Annotated in this window: 16 protein-coding genes, 1 tRNA gene and 2 riboswitches; of the genes, 5 read left to right on the forward strand and 12 right to left on the reverse strand. The window is 58.3% G+C overall.

Annotation, left to right across the window (positions count from 1 at the left end; genetic code table 11):
• Positions 1-49 precede the first annotated feature (49 nt).
• Positions 50-1,060, reverse strand: coding sequence for a sugar ABC transporter substrate-binding protein (locus tag B30_RS19190; protein ID WP_009573856.1), 1,011 nt, complete (start codon positions 1,058-1,060; stop codon positions 50-52).
• A 173-nt stretch (positions 1,061-1,233) separates the two neighbouring features.
• Between B30_RS19190 and B30_RS19195 the strand changes: the two genes are divergently transcribed.
• On the forward strand, positions 1,234-2,406 hold the full coding sequence (locus B30_RS19195; RefSeq protein WP_009573857.1) for an ROK family transcriptional regulator: 1,173 nt from the start codon (positions 1,234-1,236) through the stop codon (positions 2,404-2,406).
• Positions 2,407-2,855: 449 nt separating this feature from the next.
• On the opposite strand, the gene B30_RS19200 is transcribed toward B30_RS19195, so the two are convergent.
• From B30_RS19200 to trxC, 3 genes are all read right to left on the reverse strand, one after another.
• A complete protein-coding gene (locus B30_RS19200; protein WP_009573858.1) occupies positions 2,856-3,431 on the reverse strand; it encodes a recombinase family protein in 576 nt (191 codons plus the stop codon).
• Between the two features lie 160 nt (positions 3,432-3,591).
• Positions 3,592-3,667 (reverse strand) — tRNA-Ala (locus tag B30_RS19205).
• A 94-nt stretch (positions 3,668-3,761) separates the two neighbouring features.
• Positions 3,762-4,223, reverse strand: a complete 462-nt coding sequence (trxC, locus tag B30_RS19210; protein ID WP_009573859.1) for a thioredoxin TrxC — start codon at positions 4,221-4,223, stop codon at positions 3,762-3,764.
• A gap of 85 nt (positions 4,224-4,308) precedes the next feature.
• Here trxC and B30_RS19215 point away from each other — a divergent pair, with 85 nt between their 5' ends.
• On the forward strand, positions 4,309-4,488 hold the full coding sequence (locus tag B30_RS19215; protein ID WP_009573860.1) for a hypothetical protein: 180 nt from the start codon (positions 4,309-4,311) through the stop codon (positions 4,486-4,488).
• On the opposite strand, the gene gcvP is transcribed toward B30_RS19215, so the two are convergent.
• From gcvP to gltX, 4 genes are all read right to left on the reverse strand, one after another.
• Positions 4,489-7,335: an aminomethyl-transferring glycine dehydrogenase gene (gene gcvP, locus B30_RS19220; RefSeq protein ID WP_009573861.1), complete on the reverse strand. Its 2,847-nt coding sequence runs from the start codon at positions 7,333-7,335 to the stop codon at positions 4,489-4,491. It abuts the gene before it with no gap.
• Positions 7,336-7,347: 12 nt separating this feature from the next.
• Positions 7,348-7,719 (reverse strand): glycine cleavage system protein GcvH, encoded by a 372-nt coding sequence (gene gcvH, locus B30_RS19225; RefSeq protein WP_009573862.1) that lies wholly within the window; start codon positions 7,717-7,719, stop codon positions 7,348-7,350.
• Positions 7,720-7,742: 23 nt separating this feature from the next.
• On the reverse strand, positions 7,743-8,870 hold the full coding sequence (gene gcvT / locus B30_RS19230; protein WP_040403005.1) for a glycine cleavage system aminomethyltransferase GcvT: 1,128 nt from the start codon (positions 8,868-8,870) through the stop codon (positions 7,743-7,745).
• A 108-nt stretch (positions 8,871-8,978) separates the two neighbouring features.
• Positions 8,979-9,068, reverse strand: a riboswitch (glycine riboswitch).
• A 1-nt stretch (position 9,069) separates the two neighbouring features.
• A riboswitch (glycine riboswitch) is annotated at positions 9,070-9,157 on the reverse strand.
• Positions 9,158-9,285: 128 nt separating this feature from the next.
• Positions 9,286-10,608: a glutamate--tRNA ligase gene (gene gltX / locus B30_RS19235; RefSeq protein WP_009573864.1), complete on the reverse strand. Its 1,323-nt coding sequence runs from the start codon at positions 10,606-10,608 to the stop codon at positions 9,286-9,288.
• Positions 10,609-10,705: 97 nt separating this feature from the next.
• Here gltX and B30_RS19240 point away from each other — a divergent pair, with 97 nt between their 5' ends.
• Both B30_RS19240 and B30_RS19245 read left to right on the forward strand, forming a co-directional pair.
• Positions 10,706-11,134 carry a metallopeptidase family protein gene (locus B30_RS19240; protein ID WP_009573865.1) on the forward strand — a complete coding sequence of 143 codons (429 nt, stop codon included), beginning with the start codon at positions 10,706-10,708 and terminating at the stop codon, positions 11,132-11,134.
• Positions 11,135-11,244: 110 nt separating this feature from the next.
• Complete coding sequence (locus B30_RS19245; protein ID WP_009573866.1) at positions 11,245-12,174, forward strand: MBL fold metallo-hydrolase; 930 nt, start codon at positions 11,245-11,247, stop codon at positions 12,172-12,174.
• A 63-nt stretch (positions 12,175-12,237) separates the two neighbouring features.
• Here B30_RS19245 and B30_RS19250 read toward each other — a convergent pair whose 3' ends face one another.
• Both B30_RS19250 and B30_RS19255 read right to left on the reverse strand, forming a co-directional pair.
• Positions 12,238-13,236 (reverse strand): DUF6976 family protein, encoded by a 999-nt coding sequence (locus tag B30_RS19250; protein WP_009573867.1) that lies wholly within the window; start codon positions 13,234-13,236, stop codon positions 12,238-12,240.
• Positions 13,237-13,248: 12 nt separating this feature from the next.
• Positions 13,249-13,458 carry a hypothetical protein gene (locus B30_RS19255; RefSeq protein ID WP_009573868.1) on the reverse strand — a complete coding sequence of 70 codons (210 nt, stop codon included), beginning with the start codon at positions 13,456-13,458 and terminating at the stop codon, positions 13,249-13,251.
• Between the two features lie 206 nt (positions 13,459-13,664).
• Here B30_RS19255 and B30_RS19260 point away from each other — a divergent pair, with 206 nt between their 5' ends.
• On the forward strand, positions 13,665-14,618 hold the full coding sequence (locus B30_RS19260; protein WP_009573869.1) for a 1-phosphofructokinase family hexose kinase: 954 nt from the start codon (positions 13,665-13,667) through the stop codon (positions 14,616-14,618).
• On the opposite strand, the gene B30_RS19265 is transcribed toward B30_RS19260, so the two are convergent.
• Entirely contained in the window at positions 14,615-15,859 is a 1,245-nt protein-coding gene (locus B30_RS19265; RefSeq protein WP_009573870.1) for an Hsp70 family protein, read from the reverse strand. The two genes, B30_RS19260 and B30_RS19265, sit on opposite strands and share 4 nt — an antisense overlap.
• A gap of 183 nt (positions 15,860-16,042) precedes the next feature.
• Entirely contained in the window at positions 16,043-17,701 is a 1,659-nt protein-coding gene (locus B30_RS19270; RefSeq protein WP_009573871.1) for an NAD+ synthase, read from the reverse strand.
• Positions 17,702-17,795 lie beyond the last annotated feature (94 nt).

Consider the following 17,795-nt stretch of genomic DNA (forward strand, 5'->3'; position numbering starts at 1 on the left):
GGAGGAGAGGCAGCACGCTGCCTCTCCCGGTGAAACGATGCAGATCAGATCAGCCCCAGCACTTGCCGAGCGCTTCTTCGGAGGTGATCGACGGGATACCTTCGACCGGTTGATCGGTGACAAGCTCAACACCCGTGTTGAAGAAATCGAGACCTTCGGAGTTCATCGGCTTTTTGCCCGTGTCGGCATAGGCTTTGATCGCCTCGATGCCTTTGGAGGCCATCAACAACGGGAACTGCATGGAGGTCGCGCCGATCACGCCGTCCTTGACGTTTTGCACGCCGGGGCAACCGCCATCGACCGACACGATCAAGGCCTGAGACTCAAGGCCCATGGATTTGAGCGCTTCATAAGCTCCAGCTGCGGCCGGTTCGTTGATGGTGTAAACCACATTCACGCCGCTGTCTTTTTGCAGCAGGTTCTCCATCGCAGTGCGACCGCCCTCTTCGTTGCCGTTGGTCACGTCATTGCCAACGATGCGCTCGTCGTCTTCGTCACCGATGTCTTTCGGGTCTTTGATGTCGACGCCAAACCCCTGCAAGAAGCCGTTGTCACGCAGGTAATCGACGGACACTTCGGAGGGATTGAGGTCCAAAAGCGCGATTTTCGCCTTGGACGTATCGCCCATTTTCGCCGCCGCCCATTGGCCGATCAATTCGCCAGCCAAAAAGTTGTCGGTGGCAAAGGTCGCGTCTGCGGTGTCGGTCGGCTCAAACGGGGTGTCGAGCGCGATCACCAATAGACCGGCTTCGCGGGCCTGGGTCACGACAGGTGCCAAGGCGCGGCTGTCAGACGGGGTGATCAGGATGCCTTTGGCACCCCCTGCGATACAGGATTCAACGGCTGCGATTTGTGTTTCCACATCACCGTCAAGTTTGCCCGCATAAGTATTGAGTTTGATGCCCAAAGCCTCGGCTTGCGCGCTTGCACCCTCTTTCATTTTCACAAAGAAAGGGTTGGTGTCCGTCTTGGTCACAAGGCATGCGCTGATGTCCTCAGCAAAGGCCCCGGATGCCGTCAAAGCCAGCGCAATTGCGCTTCCAGTCAGAAGTTTTTTCATGGTCGTCCTCCCAAAATATCGTCGCGCTGCCTTTACAGGATCACGCATCACTCTCACCACTTCCTCCGAGCGGCTCACGGTGAAAAGACATGATTCCTAACGTCCCGTCAATAAATAAATCCATTTGATTTATTAATGCGAGTTCGACAATATGACCTACGGGAGGACGACAGATGAATGATATTGAGGTGCGCCAGCTTCGATCCGGCGTCAATCAGATTGGCGTGCGTGAGATCAACGAAAGACTGATCCTCTCGCTCATTCAACGCCATGGAGGCATGCCCGGAAGCGAGCTTGCCAAGCGCACTGATCTTTCGGCTCAAACCGTATCTAACATATTGAGAAAACTTGAAAATGAAGGCTTTCTCAAACGCGGAACCCCTAAGCGTGGCAAGGTAGGAAAGCCCTCAATTCCGATGGAAATCGACTCGGACGGAGCGCTGTCGTTTGGCCTTAAAATCGGGCGACGCTCGTCAGATTTGGCGGTGATGGATCTGTCTGGCCGAGTGTTGGAACAGCGCTTGATCACCTACCGTTATCCGATGCCCGACCAAATCTTTACCTTTTTGCGTGAGGGTATGGAGGCGCTCGCCGGGGCGTTGACCCCCTATCAACGCAAGCGCCTGTGCGGCATTGGCGTCGCGGCGCCGTCGGAAATTTGGCGCTGGAGCGACGCTTTGGGCGCGCCGGAGGATTTCAACATTTGGCGCGAAATCGACTTTGCAACAGAGATCGCGACATTCTCCGACCTGCCGCAATATACCGACAATGACGCCACGGCCGCCTGCCGCGCCGAACATTTTTTTGGCCGCGGACGCGCCTTTTCCGACTACGCCTATTTCTTCATTGGCTCCTTCATCGGCGGCGGCATTGTCATGGCCTCCTCGGTCGTCGAAGGCCGGCAACACAATGCCGGGGCTTTTGGCTCCCTGCCCCACATCACCGCCGAGGGCAAAGAGGTGCAATTGATCGACGCCGCCTCGCTCTATCTGTTAGAGGCCGCCGTGCTTAAAGCCGGGGGCGACACCGCCGCGATGTGGCGCATGCCACAAGATTGGACCGGCTTTGGCACAGATTTGGATGACTGGATCACCCAGTCCGCCAAGGCCCTTGCCTCCGCCAGCCGCACGGTCTGTAGCGTGATTGATTTCGAAGCGGTGTTGATCGACGGAGCCTTTCCCGCCGACGTACGCGAGCGGCTTGTGGCCGAAACCCGCACGGAACTTCAGGCGCTCGATCTGCGCGGCTTGATCACACCCCGGATCGAACCCGCCCAAATCGGCGGCAATGCCCGCGTGATCGGGGCCGCCGCCGAACCGATGTTCTCGCAATTTTTCCTGACCTGAACCGGATCGACACAAAGCCTGCGCTCAGCGCCTCAATGACTTGGCGGCGCTGGCTGAGGAAGACGGACGCATCTCCTTAAGACCCAATGCGTTGCCATGAGTAATGGCGGAGATGACGTCTTACCCAGAAATCCAAAACAATAAGAGACAGAACAAGGAGAAGCATGCGCAAAGCAGGCTCTTCCGCAATCTTCGAGGTTCCGTTTTCCCCACCTTCCGGCCCAGCTGCTCAAAGTTCTGGATATTGTCATCCAGCTCAGGGATGCCCGACAATACCAGCAAGAAAGGCCGGATCTCGGATTTCAGGATAGACTTGAAAGAGTCCAATTCCGCACCCCGTGATGCTGCTAGAATTTGAATAATTCGGAATATTGTTCTGCCAATTGGCCCCAAAGCGCTGCATGAGAGTTTTTCAACACAATCCGCCCCTCGTGTCTGATCACTCCCTCTCAGCCTACCACGTTTTCTGCCAGAGGTAATAGGCTGATTGGCTGATCGGCGGGCCTTCCAGAACCGCGAGGGTTTTCCATATTTTTGTCCCTTTTGTACCCGGCCTCAATCATTTGGATGGCGACGGCTTTTCGCAGGTCTGTCATGCTCGGCATGCGCCCCAGACGTTGGCCACGGGCCTTGGCCTCTTGCAGCGCGATCTTGGTCCGGTCGGAGAAGCCTTTGCGGTCGAGGCGGTTGAGGGCGGTCAGCAGAGTGCCGATTTGGGACTGCCAATCGTTTCGGCTGTCGAATGCCTCATCAAGGCAGCGAACATGAATGCCCAACTCCCGCGCTGCCTCGACCGTGGCGGCGATGCCTTGTGTTGAAAGATTGAGGTCGCTCAGAGACGGGGCGATGAGTTCCGCGTCTGCACTCAGATCGTTAAGCCAGACGGGCGGTGCATTTGGCTCTTCTGGGTCGGTCGCGAGAATCCGCTCCGTCGGAACACCTTCCGCTTCAAGCCGTGCAATCGCGAGCTGCCGATCCTCCGCGCTTCGCACTCCAGAGATCACGCCATAGCGATTTTCGGACATCGGAGACCTTTCGGAGAGAGCGTAAAACGGAGCGCGTTTGTGTTGGACCTGCGAAACAGCTACTATATCTTGTGTTTCAGAATTTTCTTGACACTGAGATGCACGTTTATGCTCCAAAAATGCACTCTTATGGTCCAATGACAATGACAAACTGAGATTTTGGTGGAGTTGATCGGGATCGAACCGACGACCTCGTCATTGCGAACGACGCGCTCTCCCAACTGAGCTACAACCCCATATGGCGCGATTTTTGTCCCTCTCCGACGCCAAAGTCAAGACGGGCATGGGAGAGGGTTCTGCGCCAGACTGTCACGCCCATCGCGCCAGATATCAGGCGGGCAGTTTGCCGTTTTCCACCACAAAGGCCACAATATCACGCGCCGGACGGGCACCTGCAATGCGCGCCACCTCTTGGCCGCCTTGGTACAGGATCAGCGCCGGAATCCCCCGGATGCCGTTTTGCATCGACACTTTCGGGTGCTCCTCAGTGTTGATCTTGGCAAAACGCGCACGGCCTTTCAGCTCCTGCGCCGCTTTCGCAAATTCTGGCGCCATCATCCGGCAGGGGCCGCACCACGGCGCCCAGAAATCCACCAAGACCGGCAGGTCGTCCTTTTTCGACAGCGCTGTCAGCCCCTTCGGGTCCAGCTCCGCCACTTTGCCGGACATCAACGGCTCGCCACAGGTGCCGCATTTCGGCCCGGCGCTGAGTTTGTCGGTTGGCACACGGTTGACCTGACCACAGGTGGCACAGGCGAGTTTGACGGCATCTTTTTGCAAAGTCGCGGCCATGATGGCCTCCTTTTCATATTCGGGCTTTTCACATTCCAGTTAAGGAATATATGTACCCTGCCCCTGCCCTGTTCAAGAGGTCAAAATGACACCGTTCAAAACCCTGCCGCCCGAGGTTCAGGCACAATTGCGTGACACCTATGCCAAAGAGATGGAACCACAGGCAAAGACCTGTTCATTGGACGAAAAAATCGCCCGCTTTAACGCCTGGCTCGCGCCGCAGGGGGTGTCCTTTGATCTGGACGACCTCCCGCGGCGCAAATGATCAGTCTGCCGCTTCGATATAATGCTCCGGCGGCGGGCAGAGACAGATCAGATTGCGGTCGCCATAGGCGTTGTCGACCCGGCCCACAGGCGGCCAATATTTGTCGACCCGGAACGATCCCGGCGGGAAACAGCCCTGTTCACGCGAATAGGGACGATCCCATTCAGCAACCAGATCATTGACCGTATGCGGCGCATGTTTGAGCGGGTTGTTGTCCTGCGGCAGTTCACCGTTTTCGATCTGGGCAATCTCGGAACGGATCGACAGCATCGCCTCGCAAAACCGATCCAACTCGGCTTTGGTCTCTGACTCGGTCGGTTCGATCATCAGCGTGCCGGGCACCGGGAACGACATGGTCGGCGCGTGAAATCCGCTGTCGACCAGACGCTTGGCGATGTCATCCACGGTCACGCCTGTCGGCTTTTCAAACCCGCGCGGATCGACGATACATTCATGCGCCACGCGCCCCTGTTTGCCCTTATAGAGCACCGGAAACGCCGCATCCAAACGCGCGGCGATATAGTTGGCGTTTAGGATCGCCACCTTGGTCGCCTGCGTCAGCCCCGCACCGCCCATGAGCATGCAGTACGCCCATGAGATCGGCAGGATCGAGGCCGAGCCATAAGGTGCGGCCGACACCGGACCGGTCTCGCCACCGGTCTCAGGATGACCCGGCAAGAACCGTTCCAAATGCGCCTTGACCCCAATCGGCCCCATACCCGGACCTCCGCCACCATGCGGGATACAGAACGTTTTGTGCAGGTTGAGATGGCTGACGTCCGAACCAATGTCGCCGGGTTTGGCCAAGCCCACCAACGCATTGAGGTTCGCGCCATCGAGATAGACCTGTCCGCCGTGATCATGGGTGATCTGGCAGACCTCCTTCACTGTCTCCTCGAACACGCCATGGGTCGAGGGATAGGTGATCATACAGGCGGCCAGTTTGTCCCCCGCCGCTTCGGCTTTGGCGCGGAAATCCTCAAGATCAATATCGCCATTGGCCGCCGTGTTCACCACCACCACCTTGAGACCGACCATCTGGGCCGAGGCCGGGTTGGTGCCATGCGCCGACATCGGAATGAGGCAAATGTTGCGCCCGCCCTGCCCGTTGGCACGGTGATAGGCCATAATCGTCAACAGCCCGGCATATTCGCCCTGCGCGCCGGAATTCGGCTGCATCGACATGGCGTCATAGCCGGTGATGTCACACAGTTTGTCCGCCAAGTCTTTGATCATAAAGGCATAGCCTTCGGATTGATCTTCGGGGGCAAAGGGGTGGATCGCGTTGAATTCCGGCCAAGTGATCGGCATCATTTCGACGGCGGCGTTGAGTTTCATCGTGCAAGAGCCCAGCGGGATCATCGCGCGATCGAGCGCCAAATCCCGATCCGCCAAACGCCGCATATAGCGCATCATTTCGCCTTCGGCTCGGTTCATCCCGAAAATCGGATGGCTCAAGTAACTGCTTTTGCGCAGCATTTTTTCCGGGACCCCAAGCCCCGGAAAGCCGCCCGGCACCTCGGCGTCAGAGCCAAAGGCGCGCCAGACCTGGGCGATGATTTCGGGCGAGGTCAGCTCGTCGACCGAAATGCCGATCTTATCCGTGCCGACCTTGCGCAGGTTGATCCCCTCGGCCATCGCCGAACGCAGGATCACACCCTGCATCGCGCCGACCTCCACCGTGAACGTGTCATAAAACGCCGCAGGGGCGATTTTGAAACCGGCGGATTTGAGGCCTTCGGCCAGACGCACCGCGTTGAAATGGATCATTTCGCCAATGGCACGCAGGCCCGCAGGGCCATGAAACACCGCATAAAACGAGGCCATAACGGCGAGCAAAGCCTGTGCGGTACAGACGTTGGAGGTCGCCTTTTCACGCCGGATATGTTGTTCGCGGGTCTGAAGCGACAGGCGATAGGCACGGTTGCCTGCGGCGTCGACAGAGACGCCAACAATCCGCCCCGGCATGGCACGTTTCATCTCGTCCTTGCAGGACATAAAGGCCGCGTGCGGGCCACCAAACCCCATCGGAACACCAAAGCGTTGCGCCGAGCCGACGGCAATATCGGCGTCCATTGCGCCGGGGTCTTTGAGCAACGTCAGCGCCATCAAATCGGTCGCCATGATTGCCACGGCTTTGGCCTCATGCAGGGCTGCGATCTGTGGCGTGAAATCCGTGACCACGCCGTAGGTACCCGGATATTGGAAGATTGCGCCAAAGACTTTGGCCGGGTCCAGATCGCGCGGGTCCCCCATAACGATCTCGATGCCCAAAGGCGCGGCGCGGGTCTGCATCACTGCGATGTTTTGCGGATGGCAGTTTTCATCGACAAAGAACCGCGTCATTTTCGATTTCGACACGCGCTGCGCCATGGTCATTGCCTCGGCGCAGGCAGTGGCTTCGTCCAACAAAGATGCGTTGGCGACCGGCAATCCGGTCATATCGGACACCATGGTTTGGAAATTCAACAGCGCCTCAAGACGCCCCTGCGCGATCTCCGGCTGATAGGGCGTATAGGCCGTATACCACGCCGGATTTTCCAAAATATTGCGCTGAATCGCGGGCGGCGTGACCGTCCCGTAAAACCCCTGACCGATGAGCGAGGTCATCACCACGTTCTGTTTCGCCACTTTGCGAATGTGACCCAGAACCTCGTGTTCAGTCATCGGCGCCCAGTTCAAAGGCTCCATCTGCCGAATGCCCATGGGCACTGTCTCGTCAATCAGCGCATCCAAAGAGGGCGCGCCGATCACCGCCAACATCGCGTCCATCTCCTCAGGCGAGGGACCAATGTGACGGCGGTTGGCAAAATCGTAGGGATTGTACGTCGATGGGGTATAGGCCACGCCTGATGCTCCTCAGCCGATATAGGTTTTGTATTCAGCTTCGGACATGTAGTCGTCGAGCTCGGACAGGTCTTCGATCTTCATCTTGAAAAACCAAGCGTCGCCCAGAGGGTCTTCGTTCACCTTGCCCGGATCATTGGCCAGCGCTTCGTTGACCTCAACGATCTCGCCGTCCAAAGGCGCGAGAATATCGGAGGCCGCTTTCACGGACTCGATCACCACCACTTCGTCGTCTTTCGACACCACGGTGCCCTCATCCGGCAGTTCGATGAACACGACATCGCCCAATTGCGTGGCGGCATGTTCGGTGATGCCGACGACGACCAAATCGTCCTCGATGCGCAGCCATTCGTGTTCTTCGGTGAATTTGGTTTCAAGTGCCATGTGGGAGTGTCCCTTTGATCAATTTAGCGTTTGTAAGTGGAAGGCCGGAACGGCATATCCGCGACCGTAACGGGCAGCCGTTTGCCGCGCAATTCCGCATAGATTTCGGTGCCGATTTTTGTGAACTCTGCGGGCAGGTAGCCCATTGCGATGGGGCGTTCCACCGAGGGGCCGAAGCCTCCCGAGGTGATCACACCGATCTGATCCGCGCTCTCACTGGTGGCAAACAACGGCGTGCCTTCGCGCATCGGCGCACGGCCTTGCGGCAAAAGCCCGACGCGCTTGCGCTCCGCGCCGTTGTGCAGTTCAGACAGGATGCGATCCGCGCCGGGGAAACCGCCCGCGCGTGCGCCCCCGGAACGGCGCGTCTTTTGCATCGCCCAAGCGATATTGCCCTCGACCGGTGAGGTGGTGCTGTCGATGTCATGACCATAGAGACACAGCCCGGCCTCAAGTCGCAGGCTGTCGCGCGCGCCAAGACCGATGAGTTCGACCGCATCCATCGCGACCAATGTCTTTGCAAAATCGACCGCCTCACCCGCTGGCACAGAAATCTCAAACCCGTCTTCGCCAGTGTAGCCCGAGCGTGAAATCCACCACTCGGAACCGCCCACAGCAATGCGCAGCGAGTCCATGAACCGCATTTCAGCCACCTGCGGCACGATTTGTGCAAGAACAGCTTCGGCTTTCGGGCCTTGCAGCGCCAAAAGTGCACGATTTGTGATCTCTGTCACAGTGACATGGCCGGGCAGATGGGTGATCAGATGGGCGATGTCTTGCTGTTTACAGGCGGCATTGACCACAAGGAACAACGCGTCTCCGGTATTGGAAATCATCAGATCATCCAAAATACCACCCGCGTCATTGGTGAACACGCCATAGCGTTGCCGCCCCGGCTTCACCGCCAAAACATCGACAGGCGCCAGCGTCTCAAGCGCCAAACCCAGCGCCTCGATGCCCTCAGGCGAGGTCAACATCACCTGCCCCATATGTGAGACATCAAAAAGCCCCGCCTCAGCCCGCGTGTGCAGATGTTCTTTCATCACGCCCAGCGGATATTGCACCGGCATGTCATAGCCCGCGAAGGGCACCATTTTGCCGCCCTGCTCGACATGAAAATCATAAAGCGGTGTCCGTTTGAGCCCCGTCATCTCACTCATCTGTTCCGTCTCCTTGCGCCATTGCGCCTAAGGGTCTGCGCCTAAGATAAAGCCGAAGGGTCGATGACGCCCGGCACCTTGACGGGTCTACGCCCGCCCGATGCCCCCTCTGTCTTGTGCGCCTGAGATCGTTATCCCTTCGGCGGATGCCCTCTTTGCAAACAGGCACCTCTCTCCAGAGTTTTGCGCGCACGAAGGTCCGTTTACCTGAGAGTTTACCGGGGCGGTTGCTCCTTCGGTACGGGTTTGACCTGCGAGTCTCCCGTTCTCCCAACGTGCGATTGAACGCGACGATATGCGAGCCGTGGATTCGGCGCAAGAGGGGAAGTTTCCTATCGGAAACACGACATGAAAAAACCGCCGCGCGGTTCTCCCGGCGGCGGTTTGTCTTTCTCAAAAGCAGCGTTTAAAGCGTTGGCTTTTTCTGCATCAACGGCATGACATGGGACATGTCCGGCCCGCGTTCCATGCCCGTCACCGCCTTGCGCAGCGGCATGAACAGGCCCTTGCCCTTACGCCCTGTCGCGTCTTTGACGGCGCTGGTCCACTCTTTCCATGTCTCGCTGGTGTAGGGCGGTTCCGGCAAAAGCGCATAGGCGGCGGGGATGAAATCCTTGTCCTCGTCAGAGATCAGCGGCGTCGCGCCATCGCGGAACAGCTCCCACCACCCTTTCATATCGGCTTTGACGGTGATGTTTTCGCGCACCACGGTCCAGAACGGTTCGGCAATCTCAGCAGGCACGCCAAGGGCGGCCACCTCGTCGGCCACATCCGCAAAAGGACGGGCGTGATTGACTTGGGCGGTCAGGGCGAACAGGTCCTGCACGTCGAATTTCGTCGGCGCAGAGCCAAAGGTCGAGAGATCAAAGCCCTCGATCAGCTCGTCCATGGACGTGCGCACCTCAACCGGCTGGCTCGATCCAATCCGCGCCATCAGCGACAAAAGCGCCATCGGTTCAACACCTTGCGCACGCAGGTCGCGCAGACTCAGCGTACCAAGACGTTTGGACAGCGCCTCGCCTTGCGGCCCCGTCAAAAGCGAATGGTGAGCAAAGCTCGGCACAGTGCCACCCAAGGCTTCGATGATCTGAATTTGCGTTGCGGTGTTGGTGACGTGATCCGAGCCGCGCACGATATGGGTGACGCCAAAATCGACGTCATCACAGACGGAGGCCAGCGTGTAGAGAAACTGCCCGTCGCCGCGGATCAGCACCGGATCGGAGACCGAGCCCGCATCAATAGAAATATCGCCAAGGATGCCATCGGCCCAGTTGATCCGCTCTTGGATCAGCTTAAACCGCCAATGGCCATTGCCGCGCTCAGCGCGCAGTTTGGCTTTTTCCTCATCGGACAGGGTCAGTGCGGTGCGATCATAAACAGGCGGCTTGCCCATATTGAGCAATTTCTTGCGCTTCAGATCCAGTTCGGTCGGCGTTTCAAACGCCTCGTAAAACCGCCCCTTATCGCGCAATTCCTGCGCCGCCTCTTCATAGCGCTCAATGCGCTCGGATTGCTTTTCAAAGCGATCCCAAGTGAAGCCCAGCCATTCGAGATCCTCTTGAATCCCATCGGCATATTCCTGTTTCGACCGCTCCTGATCCGTGTCGTCGAGACGCAGGATAAACTGCCCCCCGGCCTTGCGCGTGATGAGGTAGTTGAACAACGCTGTGCGCAGGTTGCCGACATGGATGAAACCCGTGGGAGACGGGGCGAAACGTGTGACGATCATTTTCGAACTCCTGTTGCGCTTCCTCTTTCATATCGCAGGCAAAGAGTCCATATCGCAACCTGTGTTCAGATGTGAGAAAGCCGCAAAGGAAAGCCCCATGACAGACGTGCCATCCCTGCCCCCGCTTGCGGCCATTGCCCCCGACCTTGATCAGATCGAAGACATCGCCCGCGCCACCATGGCCGCCCTGCCGCCCGCGTTCAAAGTGCTGGCCGTGCAATTGGGCCTGGCGGTGATGGATTTCGCGCCCGAGGATTTGTTGGCAGAAATTGGTATCGAGGACCCGTTTGAATTGACCGGGCTTTACACCGGAATCCCGATGACCGAAAAATCGACCATGGATCAGGCGACGGCGCCGGACACGATTTGGCTGTTTCGCCGTCCGATTTTGGATGAATGGGCGGCGCGTGGCAATGTGACGTTGCAGCAAATGGTGGCCCATGTGACCGTGCATGAATTGGCGCATCATTTTGGCTGGTCGGACGAGGACATCGCTTCGATAGACAAATGGTGGGAATGGGACTGACGCCCCGCTCACGACCGCGTGATCTCATGTTTGGCTTTGCCCAAACCGTGCTATCTTTGCCTTCACGAAACCCGTTTCCAACACGAGAAACCTGTTCCGGGAGGACGCACATGACGACCACACCCTATCTGTCTCGCCGCCATCTGCTTTTGGCCGCCGCTGCCACGCCCTTGGCCTCTGCCTTGCCCTTTTCTGCCCGTGCCGATGCGCCGATGATGGGTGCAAGCCTGGCCCCCTATCGTCGCTTTAAACTGGGCGCGTTCGAAGTCACCACCTTGTTGGCCGGGACCCGCACCGTGCCAGATCCCCATAAAATCTTTGGTCTCAACGCCAGTGACGAAGAGTTTGCGGCCGCCTCGAAGGCCAATTTCATCCCAACAGATGCGGCGCAGTTCTTTTTTACGCCCACATTAATCAACACCGGCTCAGAGGTGATCTTGTTTGACACCGGTCTATCGCCCGCAGGCACAATTGCCGCGATTGAGGCGGCGGGTTACACCGCCGATCAAATCGACCGCGTGGTGATCACCCATATGCATGGCGACCATATTGGCGGCATCTATGAGGGCGCGCCGACCTTTGCCAATGCCAGCTATTCCACAGGTGAGGTTGAAATGGACCATTGGGACATGTCCGGCAACGACGGGTTTGAGGCCAAAATCCGCCCAATCCAAGATCAATTCGACCTGATGAAAGAAGGTTCTGCGGTGGCCTCCGGCATCACCGCAATGGAAGCCTTTGGCCACACACCGGGCCATTTGGCCTTTCACGTCGAGAGCGAAGGTGAACGCCTGATTTTGGGCGCCGATTTCGCCAACCACTATGTCTATTCATTGGCCCACCCGGATTGGGAGGTGCTCTATGACACCGACAAATCCATGGCCGCACAAACCCGGCGCAACATGTTGGACATGATGGCCACGGATCGCGTGCCCTTCATTGGATATCACATGCCGTTCCCGGCGCTTGGCTATGTCGCCGCCCGCGATGGTGGGTTTGACTATGTCCCGGCGTCCTATCAGACCATGATCGAGGGCTGACCCCCAACGAATTTCAGGCCAACAATGGCCGCAGATGCTTCTGCGGCCATTGTTGGAATAAATTCAGGCCACGGCGCTTTGTACCAAAGGCTGAACGCCGACGCGCACCATCGTTTGATTGAGCAGGATATAGGCGATCTCACCAAAGGTCGCAGGGCCGGTAAACGTGCCCGTGCTTTTGCCCTCAAGCTCACCATAGAGATAATTGAGGATACAGTTGCAGGACAATTCATTGGCCCCGTCGCCTTCAACTTTTGCAGCGAAACTGGCCGCATAGTCGCCCGTCGGCTTGGCAATGTGATATTCCGCCCCGGCGACAACCGGCGCATAAAAGGCCACGCCGTTTTCTGCATCCACCGACTGGAACGACACATTGACCATAGCGCCAGCGTAATTGGCCACCAAAGGCAATTTCGTGTCGATGCCTTTTTGCGTCAAATAGGCCGCAAAATCAACGATCTCGCCATTCACAGACGCGGTTTTTGCACCGAAACCGTTCTCGGAGAAGGTGATGAGATCCGCCTCTGTATCGGGTTGGAACAGGTTCAGAATACCAATGTCTGCGACGTAGCCCGCAGGCATTTCGACGTGAAGCACCGCAGCCCCCTCTTCAAAGGACGCGCCGGTTGCGCCGTCAAAGATTTTTGGCGTGGTGGAACCAAGATCATCCAGATGCACACCGGTGATCCAGCCCAAAAGCGGCTGGTCGAAAACCCCCGGAAATTCCGCGCCCTTGATGGCAAATTCCGAATGCGCCTGTGAGAAGGCCGGGATCAAGATCATCGACAAGCCGTTGTCAAAGCGGTTCATCGACAGGTTGGCGAGATCATCCCCGGCATAGATCACGGCGCGCGCATCGGTGGCTTGATCAAGTTCGGTCACGAAGACATTTTCGCGATCCACTTTACCGCCCTCTTCGGTTACGAAATAAACCGAGGTGCCACCAATCCATTTGCCTTTCGGCAGTTGCGACAAAGCCTCTTGCGATCCCGCCAAAAGCAGCACCGCACCCTCATTGATTTTACGCGTGGCATCTGCCACAGACATCATGGAGTTCTTCATGTCGTTATCCTCTCAAAATGCCGCAAAATCGGCTTGGGCAAAGGCGTTTTTCTCAAAATAGGCACGCAGTTCGCCAATCTTTTCCTGAATTGCGGCGGGGGCATTGCGCACCTCGCGCCGCAGGCGCGTGATCAGAATTTTTGTGGCGAGGCTGGCGCTTGAAAGATCACCATCCGAGGTCAAAACGCGCTGCCAGCGCGGGTCAGTTGCAGCAGGAACCATTTGCATCTCCCTAAAAATTAAAACTCGAACATGCATTGCACGTCTCGTTGCTTTCTGACGTCCACAGATTACTTTCCGCTTAATTGTTGCGCGCAGCTTGCGAAAAAATTGATGAAAAATCGTTGTTCGTGACCTGCATCAAAGATGTTAACGCTACCACGCCTAGAGTGATGTAAAATGTGACTCACCCAGAATTGGAGACGCAGATGGCACAGATCCTCACGATCACACTCAACCCGACTGTGGACCTGTCCACCAGTGCCGCCTCTGTGACCCCCGGCCCCAAATTGCGCTGCACAACTCCTGAGGCGGACCCCGGCGGCGGCGGCATCAATGTGTCGCGCGCGATCCGGTTTTTGGGCGGGGAAAGCACGGCGTTCACTGCTGTTGGTGGCGAAACAGGGGCGCTTTTGTTGCGGCTTTTGGCCGAAGAACGCGTGCGCTTTACCGCCTTTTCGGTCTCCGGCGGCGATACCCGGCAATCCATGGCGATCACCGACCAATCTACCGGCGAACAATACCGCTTTGTCATGCCCGGCCCCTATTGGAACCACGACATGGTGGACGAATCGCTCAATGCCATCGCCGCCGCGGCCACCGTTGACGGGATCGTGGTGCTGTCCGGCTCGCAACCTCCCGGCGTGCCGATAGATTATACCGCACGCCTCTCCCGGCGCCTCTCGGCCCATGGCATTCAGCTTTTTGTCGACACCTCGGGGGCACCCTTGCATGAATTGGTCAAACATCCGGCCAATCCCTATGTGTTGCGAATGGATGATGTGGAGGCCGAAGACCTCGCCGGGCGCGCCTTGCCGACCCGCACAGACACCGCCGATTTCGCGCAGGCCCTGGTCGAGCGCGGCGTGGCCGAAAATGTCATCGTGGCGCGCGGATCGGACGGGTCGACCTTGGCCAATGCCACAGGCCGCTGGCACGCCTCGCGCGCCATTGATCCGGCTGACGTGGTCTCTGCCGTGGGCGCGGGCGACAGTTTTGTCGGGGCGTTTTCCATGGCCCTGACGCGGGGCGATACGTTCCAACAGGCGCTCTGTTTTGGCACGGCTGCGGCCTCGGCTGCTGTGCTGACGGCGGGCACGCAGCTCTGTTCAGCGCAGGATGTGGCGCGGCTTTTGCCCGGCTGTGTCTTGGTCGAGGTTTAAGCGCCTTGCCGCGCCTCGGATGAGGCCAAGGCCAGCCCGTCGATCACGGCGGTGAAGGCCTCGCCACGCAAGGCCCGCGCCTGTGGCAGCACCTCCTCGGTCGCGCGCGCCACCACATCCATCAGGCTAGATCCGCCAACGTAAACCACCGCACCAATGGCGTCAGGGGCAAGCCCCGCAAGTGCGAGTGTATCTCGGATCGCCTCGGACAGCTCGGCCCGGTTGCCCGCCAAACAGACCGCCAAATCGGCAGGTGTTAAGGGCGCAGACAGGCCCTTTTCCACCAAAGACAGGTTCACGGCCGCATCCTTGCCGCCATTGGCACCGATCTTGGCCGCTTCCACGGCAAAGGCGATGTCATGGCCGAGCTCGGCCTCAAGCACCTCGATCAAACGCACCAATTTTTCCGGTTCAACCGCGTGACGGGCCAGATCGCGGGCCAGAGACAGGGTGTCACGGGTGTAGAGAAACGGGATTTTCTGCCAAGTCGCCAGATCGTTGAACAGGCTGGCGGGCACGGGCAAACGCCCCTCTGCCAAGGCGCGGCGCACCTCGGTCCCGGCACCGAGCAAGGGCATGGCGTGGCGCAGGCTGAGCGCACGGTCGAAATGCGTGCCACCCAGACGGATGCCGTGGGAGGCGAGGACCTCGGCGCGGCCATTCGCTTTGCGAAACAGAGTGAAATCGGACGTACCGCCACCGATGTCCACCACCAAACCGATCTCTCCCGCGGCCAAATCGCGTGCAGAAAGCGCCGCCGCTTCGGGTTCGGGCAGAAAGCGAATATCGGAAAATCCGGCCATCGTATAGGCCTCGCGCAGGTCGCGTTCGGCCTGTGCGTCCATCGCGGCATCGCGGGAATGGAAATGCACCGGCCGGCCAGAGACCACACCAGTGACCGGGTTGCGCAGTTGATCTTCGGTGCGCACACGCAAGTCACGCAGGAACAGCGCGATTACATCCAAAAGGCTTTGCCTTTTGCCGCCAATGGGCCGGGTTTCGCGCAACAAAGGCGTGCCCAGAACGGATTTGAGTGCCCGCATATAGCGCCCCTCTTCGCCGTCAATCAGCGCGCGGTTGGCGGCAGAGCCAAGCCGCATCCCGCCTTTCGGATCAAAAAACACCGCCGTCGGCAAAGTCTTTTCACCGGGTTCCAGTTCGACCAGCCAAGGCTGCCCATTCACCGCCACGCCGACGGCGGAGTTGGACGTGCCGAAATCGAGACCAACGGTGAGATCCATGACGCGCTCCTCAATCAGAAAGTCGCGGTCATAGGCGTTGAGGCGGTGGGCGTAAAGCCTTAATCCGCCTTAAAGCGGCGGGGCAAAAATCCTTCTTCACCGGTTTTGACCCCACCGCGCGCACCCTTGATATGTGGCACGACGTTTCCATTCAAACCTGTCTCAGGTTTTCGTCGAAACGGTTTAACTCGGATCACGCCAGCCATTGGCAATCGGATAGCGGCGATCAAGCCAAAACGCCTTGAGCGTCAGGCGCGGACCGGGGGCGGATTGAAAGCGTTTATACTCGGAAATATAGAGCAGATGCTCGACCCGCTTCACCGTCTCGCGCGCATAGCCTTTGGCCACCAGATCGGCCACCGATTCCTCATGATCCACCAGCCCTTCGAGGATCGCGTCCAAGACCTCATAGGGCGGCAGGCTGTCGTCATCGCGCTGATCGGGGCGCAGCTCGGCCGAGGGCGGTTTGTCGATGATCGCCACCGGGATGACCTCGCCTTCGGGGCCTTTCATCCACGGACGGTGATTGGCATTGCGCCAACGGCATTGCTCGAAGACGCGGGTTTTGTAGAGGTCTTTGATCGGGTTATAGCCGCCGTTCATGTCGCCATAAATCGTGCAATAGCCCACAGCGACCTCGGATTTATTACCTGTCGTCAACAACATAGAGCCGAATTTATTGGACATCGCCATCAGCAACAGACCACGCAGGCGCGATTGGATGTTCTCTTCTGTGGTGTCAAACGGCAGATCGCCAAAGATCGGCGCAAGCGTGTCGGTGATCGCGTCCCGCCCCGCCTTGATTGGCACAAAATCATAGCGACAGCCCAGCCGCGTGGCGATGTCTTTGGCATCCTCAAGCGAGCCTTGCGAGGTGTATTCGGACGGCAGCATCACGCAATGAACGTTTTCGGCACCGATGGCATCCGTGGCGATGGTGGCAACAATCGCGCTGTCAATCCCGCCGGACAGGCCCAAAATCACCTTTTTAAACCCGGTCTTGCCAAGGTAATCGCGCAGGGCCTCGACCATGACCCGGTAATCTTGCTCCCACGCGTCGGGGTGATGGGCAATCTCACCCTCCTCGGCGACCCATTTCCCGTCGGTCAGGGTGAAATCGACATGGCGGAGGCATTCATCGAACACCGGCAGGATATGCGCCGGGCGACCATGCCGGTTGAGCACGAAAGAGCCGCCGTCAAAGACCTGATCATCCTGCCCGCCAACCATGTTGAGATAGACCAGAGGCACATCGTTCTCGGTGACGCGCGACACCATATGGGTCAGGCGCACATCGAATTTGTTGCGAAAATACGGCGACCCATTGGGCACCAGTAGGATTTGCGCCCCGCTTTCAACCTGCGCCTCGGCCACATCTTCGTGCCAGGCGTCTTCGCAAATCGGCGAACCGATCCGCAACAGGTTGATCGCGTAAGGTCCCTCAATCGGACCTTCGGCAAACAGGCGCTTTTCGTCAAATACATTAAAATTCGGCAAGTGATGTTTGCGCAGGACTTGTTTGACCCGGCCCTCCGCCAGAATCCAATAGCCATTATAAAGCGCATCACCGTAAGCATATGGCGCGCCGAGACCAATGGCCGGGCCATCCAACGTCAGCGCCGCAAGCTCTTCCATCATCGCCATGGCCGTGTTCACAAGGATCGGTTTCATCACCAAATCCTGCGGCTGATAGCCGATCAGGAACAGTTCGGGAAAAGCGATCATATCCGCCTTGGCGGCTTTGGCCTCGGCATAAGCGGTGCGCACTTTCTCGGCATTGGCGGCGATCGCGCCCACGGTGGGATTGAGTTGCGCCATGCTCAGGCGGAATGTCTCGGTCATGCTCACAGGTCCTGTCTCTGCGTACCGTTGGGCCATGCCTTTGGGCCGGACCCGCTGGCCTTGCCCTTGGGTTTAGCAGAAAGACCGGCAAGGG

Origin of the sequence: Celeribacter baekdonensis B30 (genome assembly GCF_000299875.1) — a bacterium.
GTDB lineage: Bacteria > Pseudomonadota > Alphaproteobacteria > Rhodobacterales > Rhodobacteraceae > Celeribacter > Celeribacter baekdonensis_A.

What these genes read in the sequence shown, in the direction of transcription:
- B30_RS19190 (WP_009573856.1), bottom strand. Translation starts at nt 1,060, where the DNA reads ATGAAAAAACTTCTGACTGGAAGCGCAATTGCGCTGGCTTTGACGGCA.
- B30_RS19195 (WP_009573857.1), top strand. Translation starts at nt 1,234, where the DNA reads ATGAATGATATTGAGGTGCGCCAGCTTCGATCCGGCGTCAATCAGATT.
- B30_RS19200 (WP_009573858.1), bottom strand. Translation starts at nt 3,431, where the DNA reads ATGTCCGAAAATCGCTATGGCGTGATCTCTGGAGTGCGAAGCGCGGAG.
- trxC (WP_009573859.1), bottom strand. Translation starts at nt 4,223, where the DNA reads ATGGCCGCGACTTTGCAAAAAGATGCCGTCAAACTCGCCTGTGCCACC.
- B30_RS19215 (WP_009573860.1), top strand. Translation starts at nt 4,309, where the DNA reads ATGACACCGTTCAAAACCCTGCCGCCCGAGGTTCAGGCACAATTGCGT.
- gcvH (WP_009573862.1), bottom strand. Translation starts at nt 7,719, where the DNA reads ATGGCACTTGAAACCAAATTCACCGAAGAACACGAATGGCTGCGCATC.
- gcvT (WP_040403005.1), bottom strand. Translation starts at nt 8,870, where the DNA reads ATGACGGGGCTCAAACGGACACCGCTTTATGATTTTCATGTCGAGCAG.
- gltX (WP_009573864.1), bottom strand. Translation starts at nt 10,608, where the DNA reads ATGATCGTCACACGTTTCGCCCCGTCTCCCACGGGTTTCATCCATGTC.
- B30_RS19240 (WP_009573865.1), top strand. Translation starts at nt 10,706, where the DNA reads ATGACAGACGTGCCATCCCTGCCCCCGCTTGCGGCCATTGCCCCCGAC.
- B30_RS19245 (WP_009573866.1), top strand. Translation starts at nt 11,245, where the DNA reads ATGACGACCACACCCTATCTGTCTCGCCGCCATCTGCTTTTGGCCGCC.
- B30_RS19250 (WP_009573867.1), bottom strand. Translation starts at nt 13,236, where the DNA reads ATGAAGAACTCCATGATGTCTGTGGCAGATGCCACGCGTAAAATCAAT.
- B30_RS19255 (WP_009573868.1), bottom strand. Translation starts at nt 13,458, where the DNA reads ATGGTTCCTGCTGCAACTGACCCGCGCTGGCAGCGCGTTTTGACCTCG.
- B30_RS19260 (WP_009573869.1), top strand. Translation starts at nt 13,665, where the DNA reads ATGGCACAGATCCTCACGATCACACTCAACCCGACTGTGGACCTGTCC.
- B30_RS19265 (WP_009573870.1), bottom strand. Translation starts at nt 15,859, where the DNA reads ATGGATCTCACCGTTGGTCTCGATTTCGGCACGTCCAACTCCGCCGTC.
- B30_RS19270 (WP_009573871.1), bottom strand. Translation starts at nt 17,701, where the DNA reads ATGACCGAGACATTCCGCCTGAGCATGGCGCAACTCAATCCCACCGTG.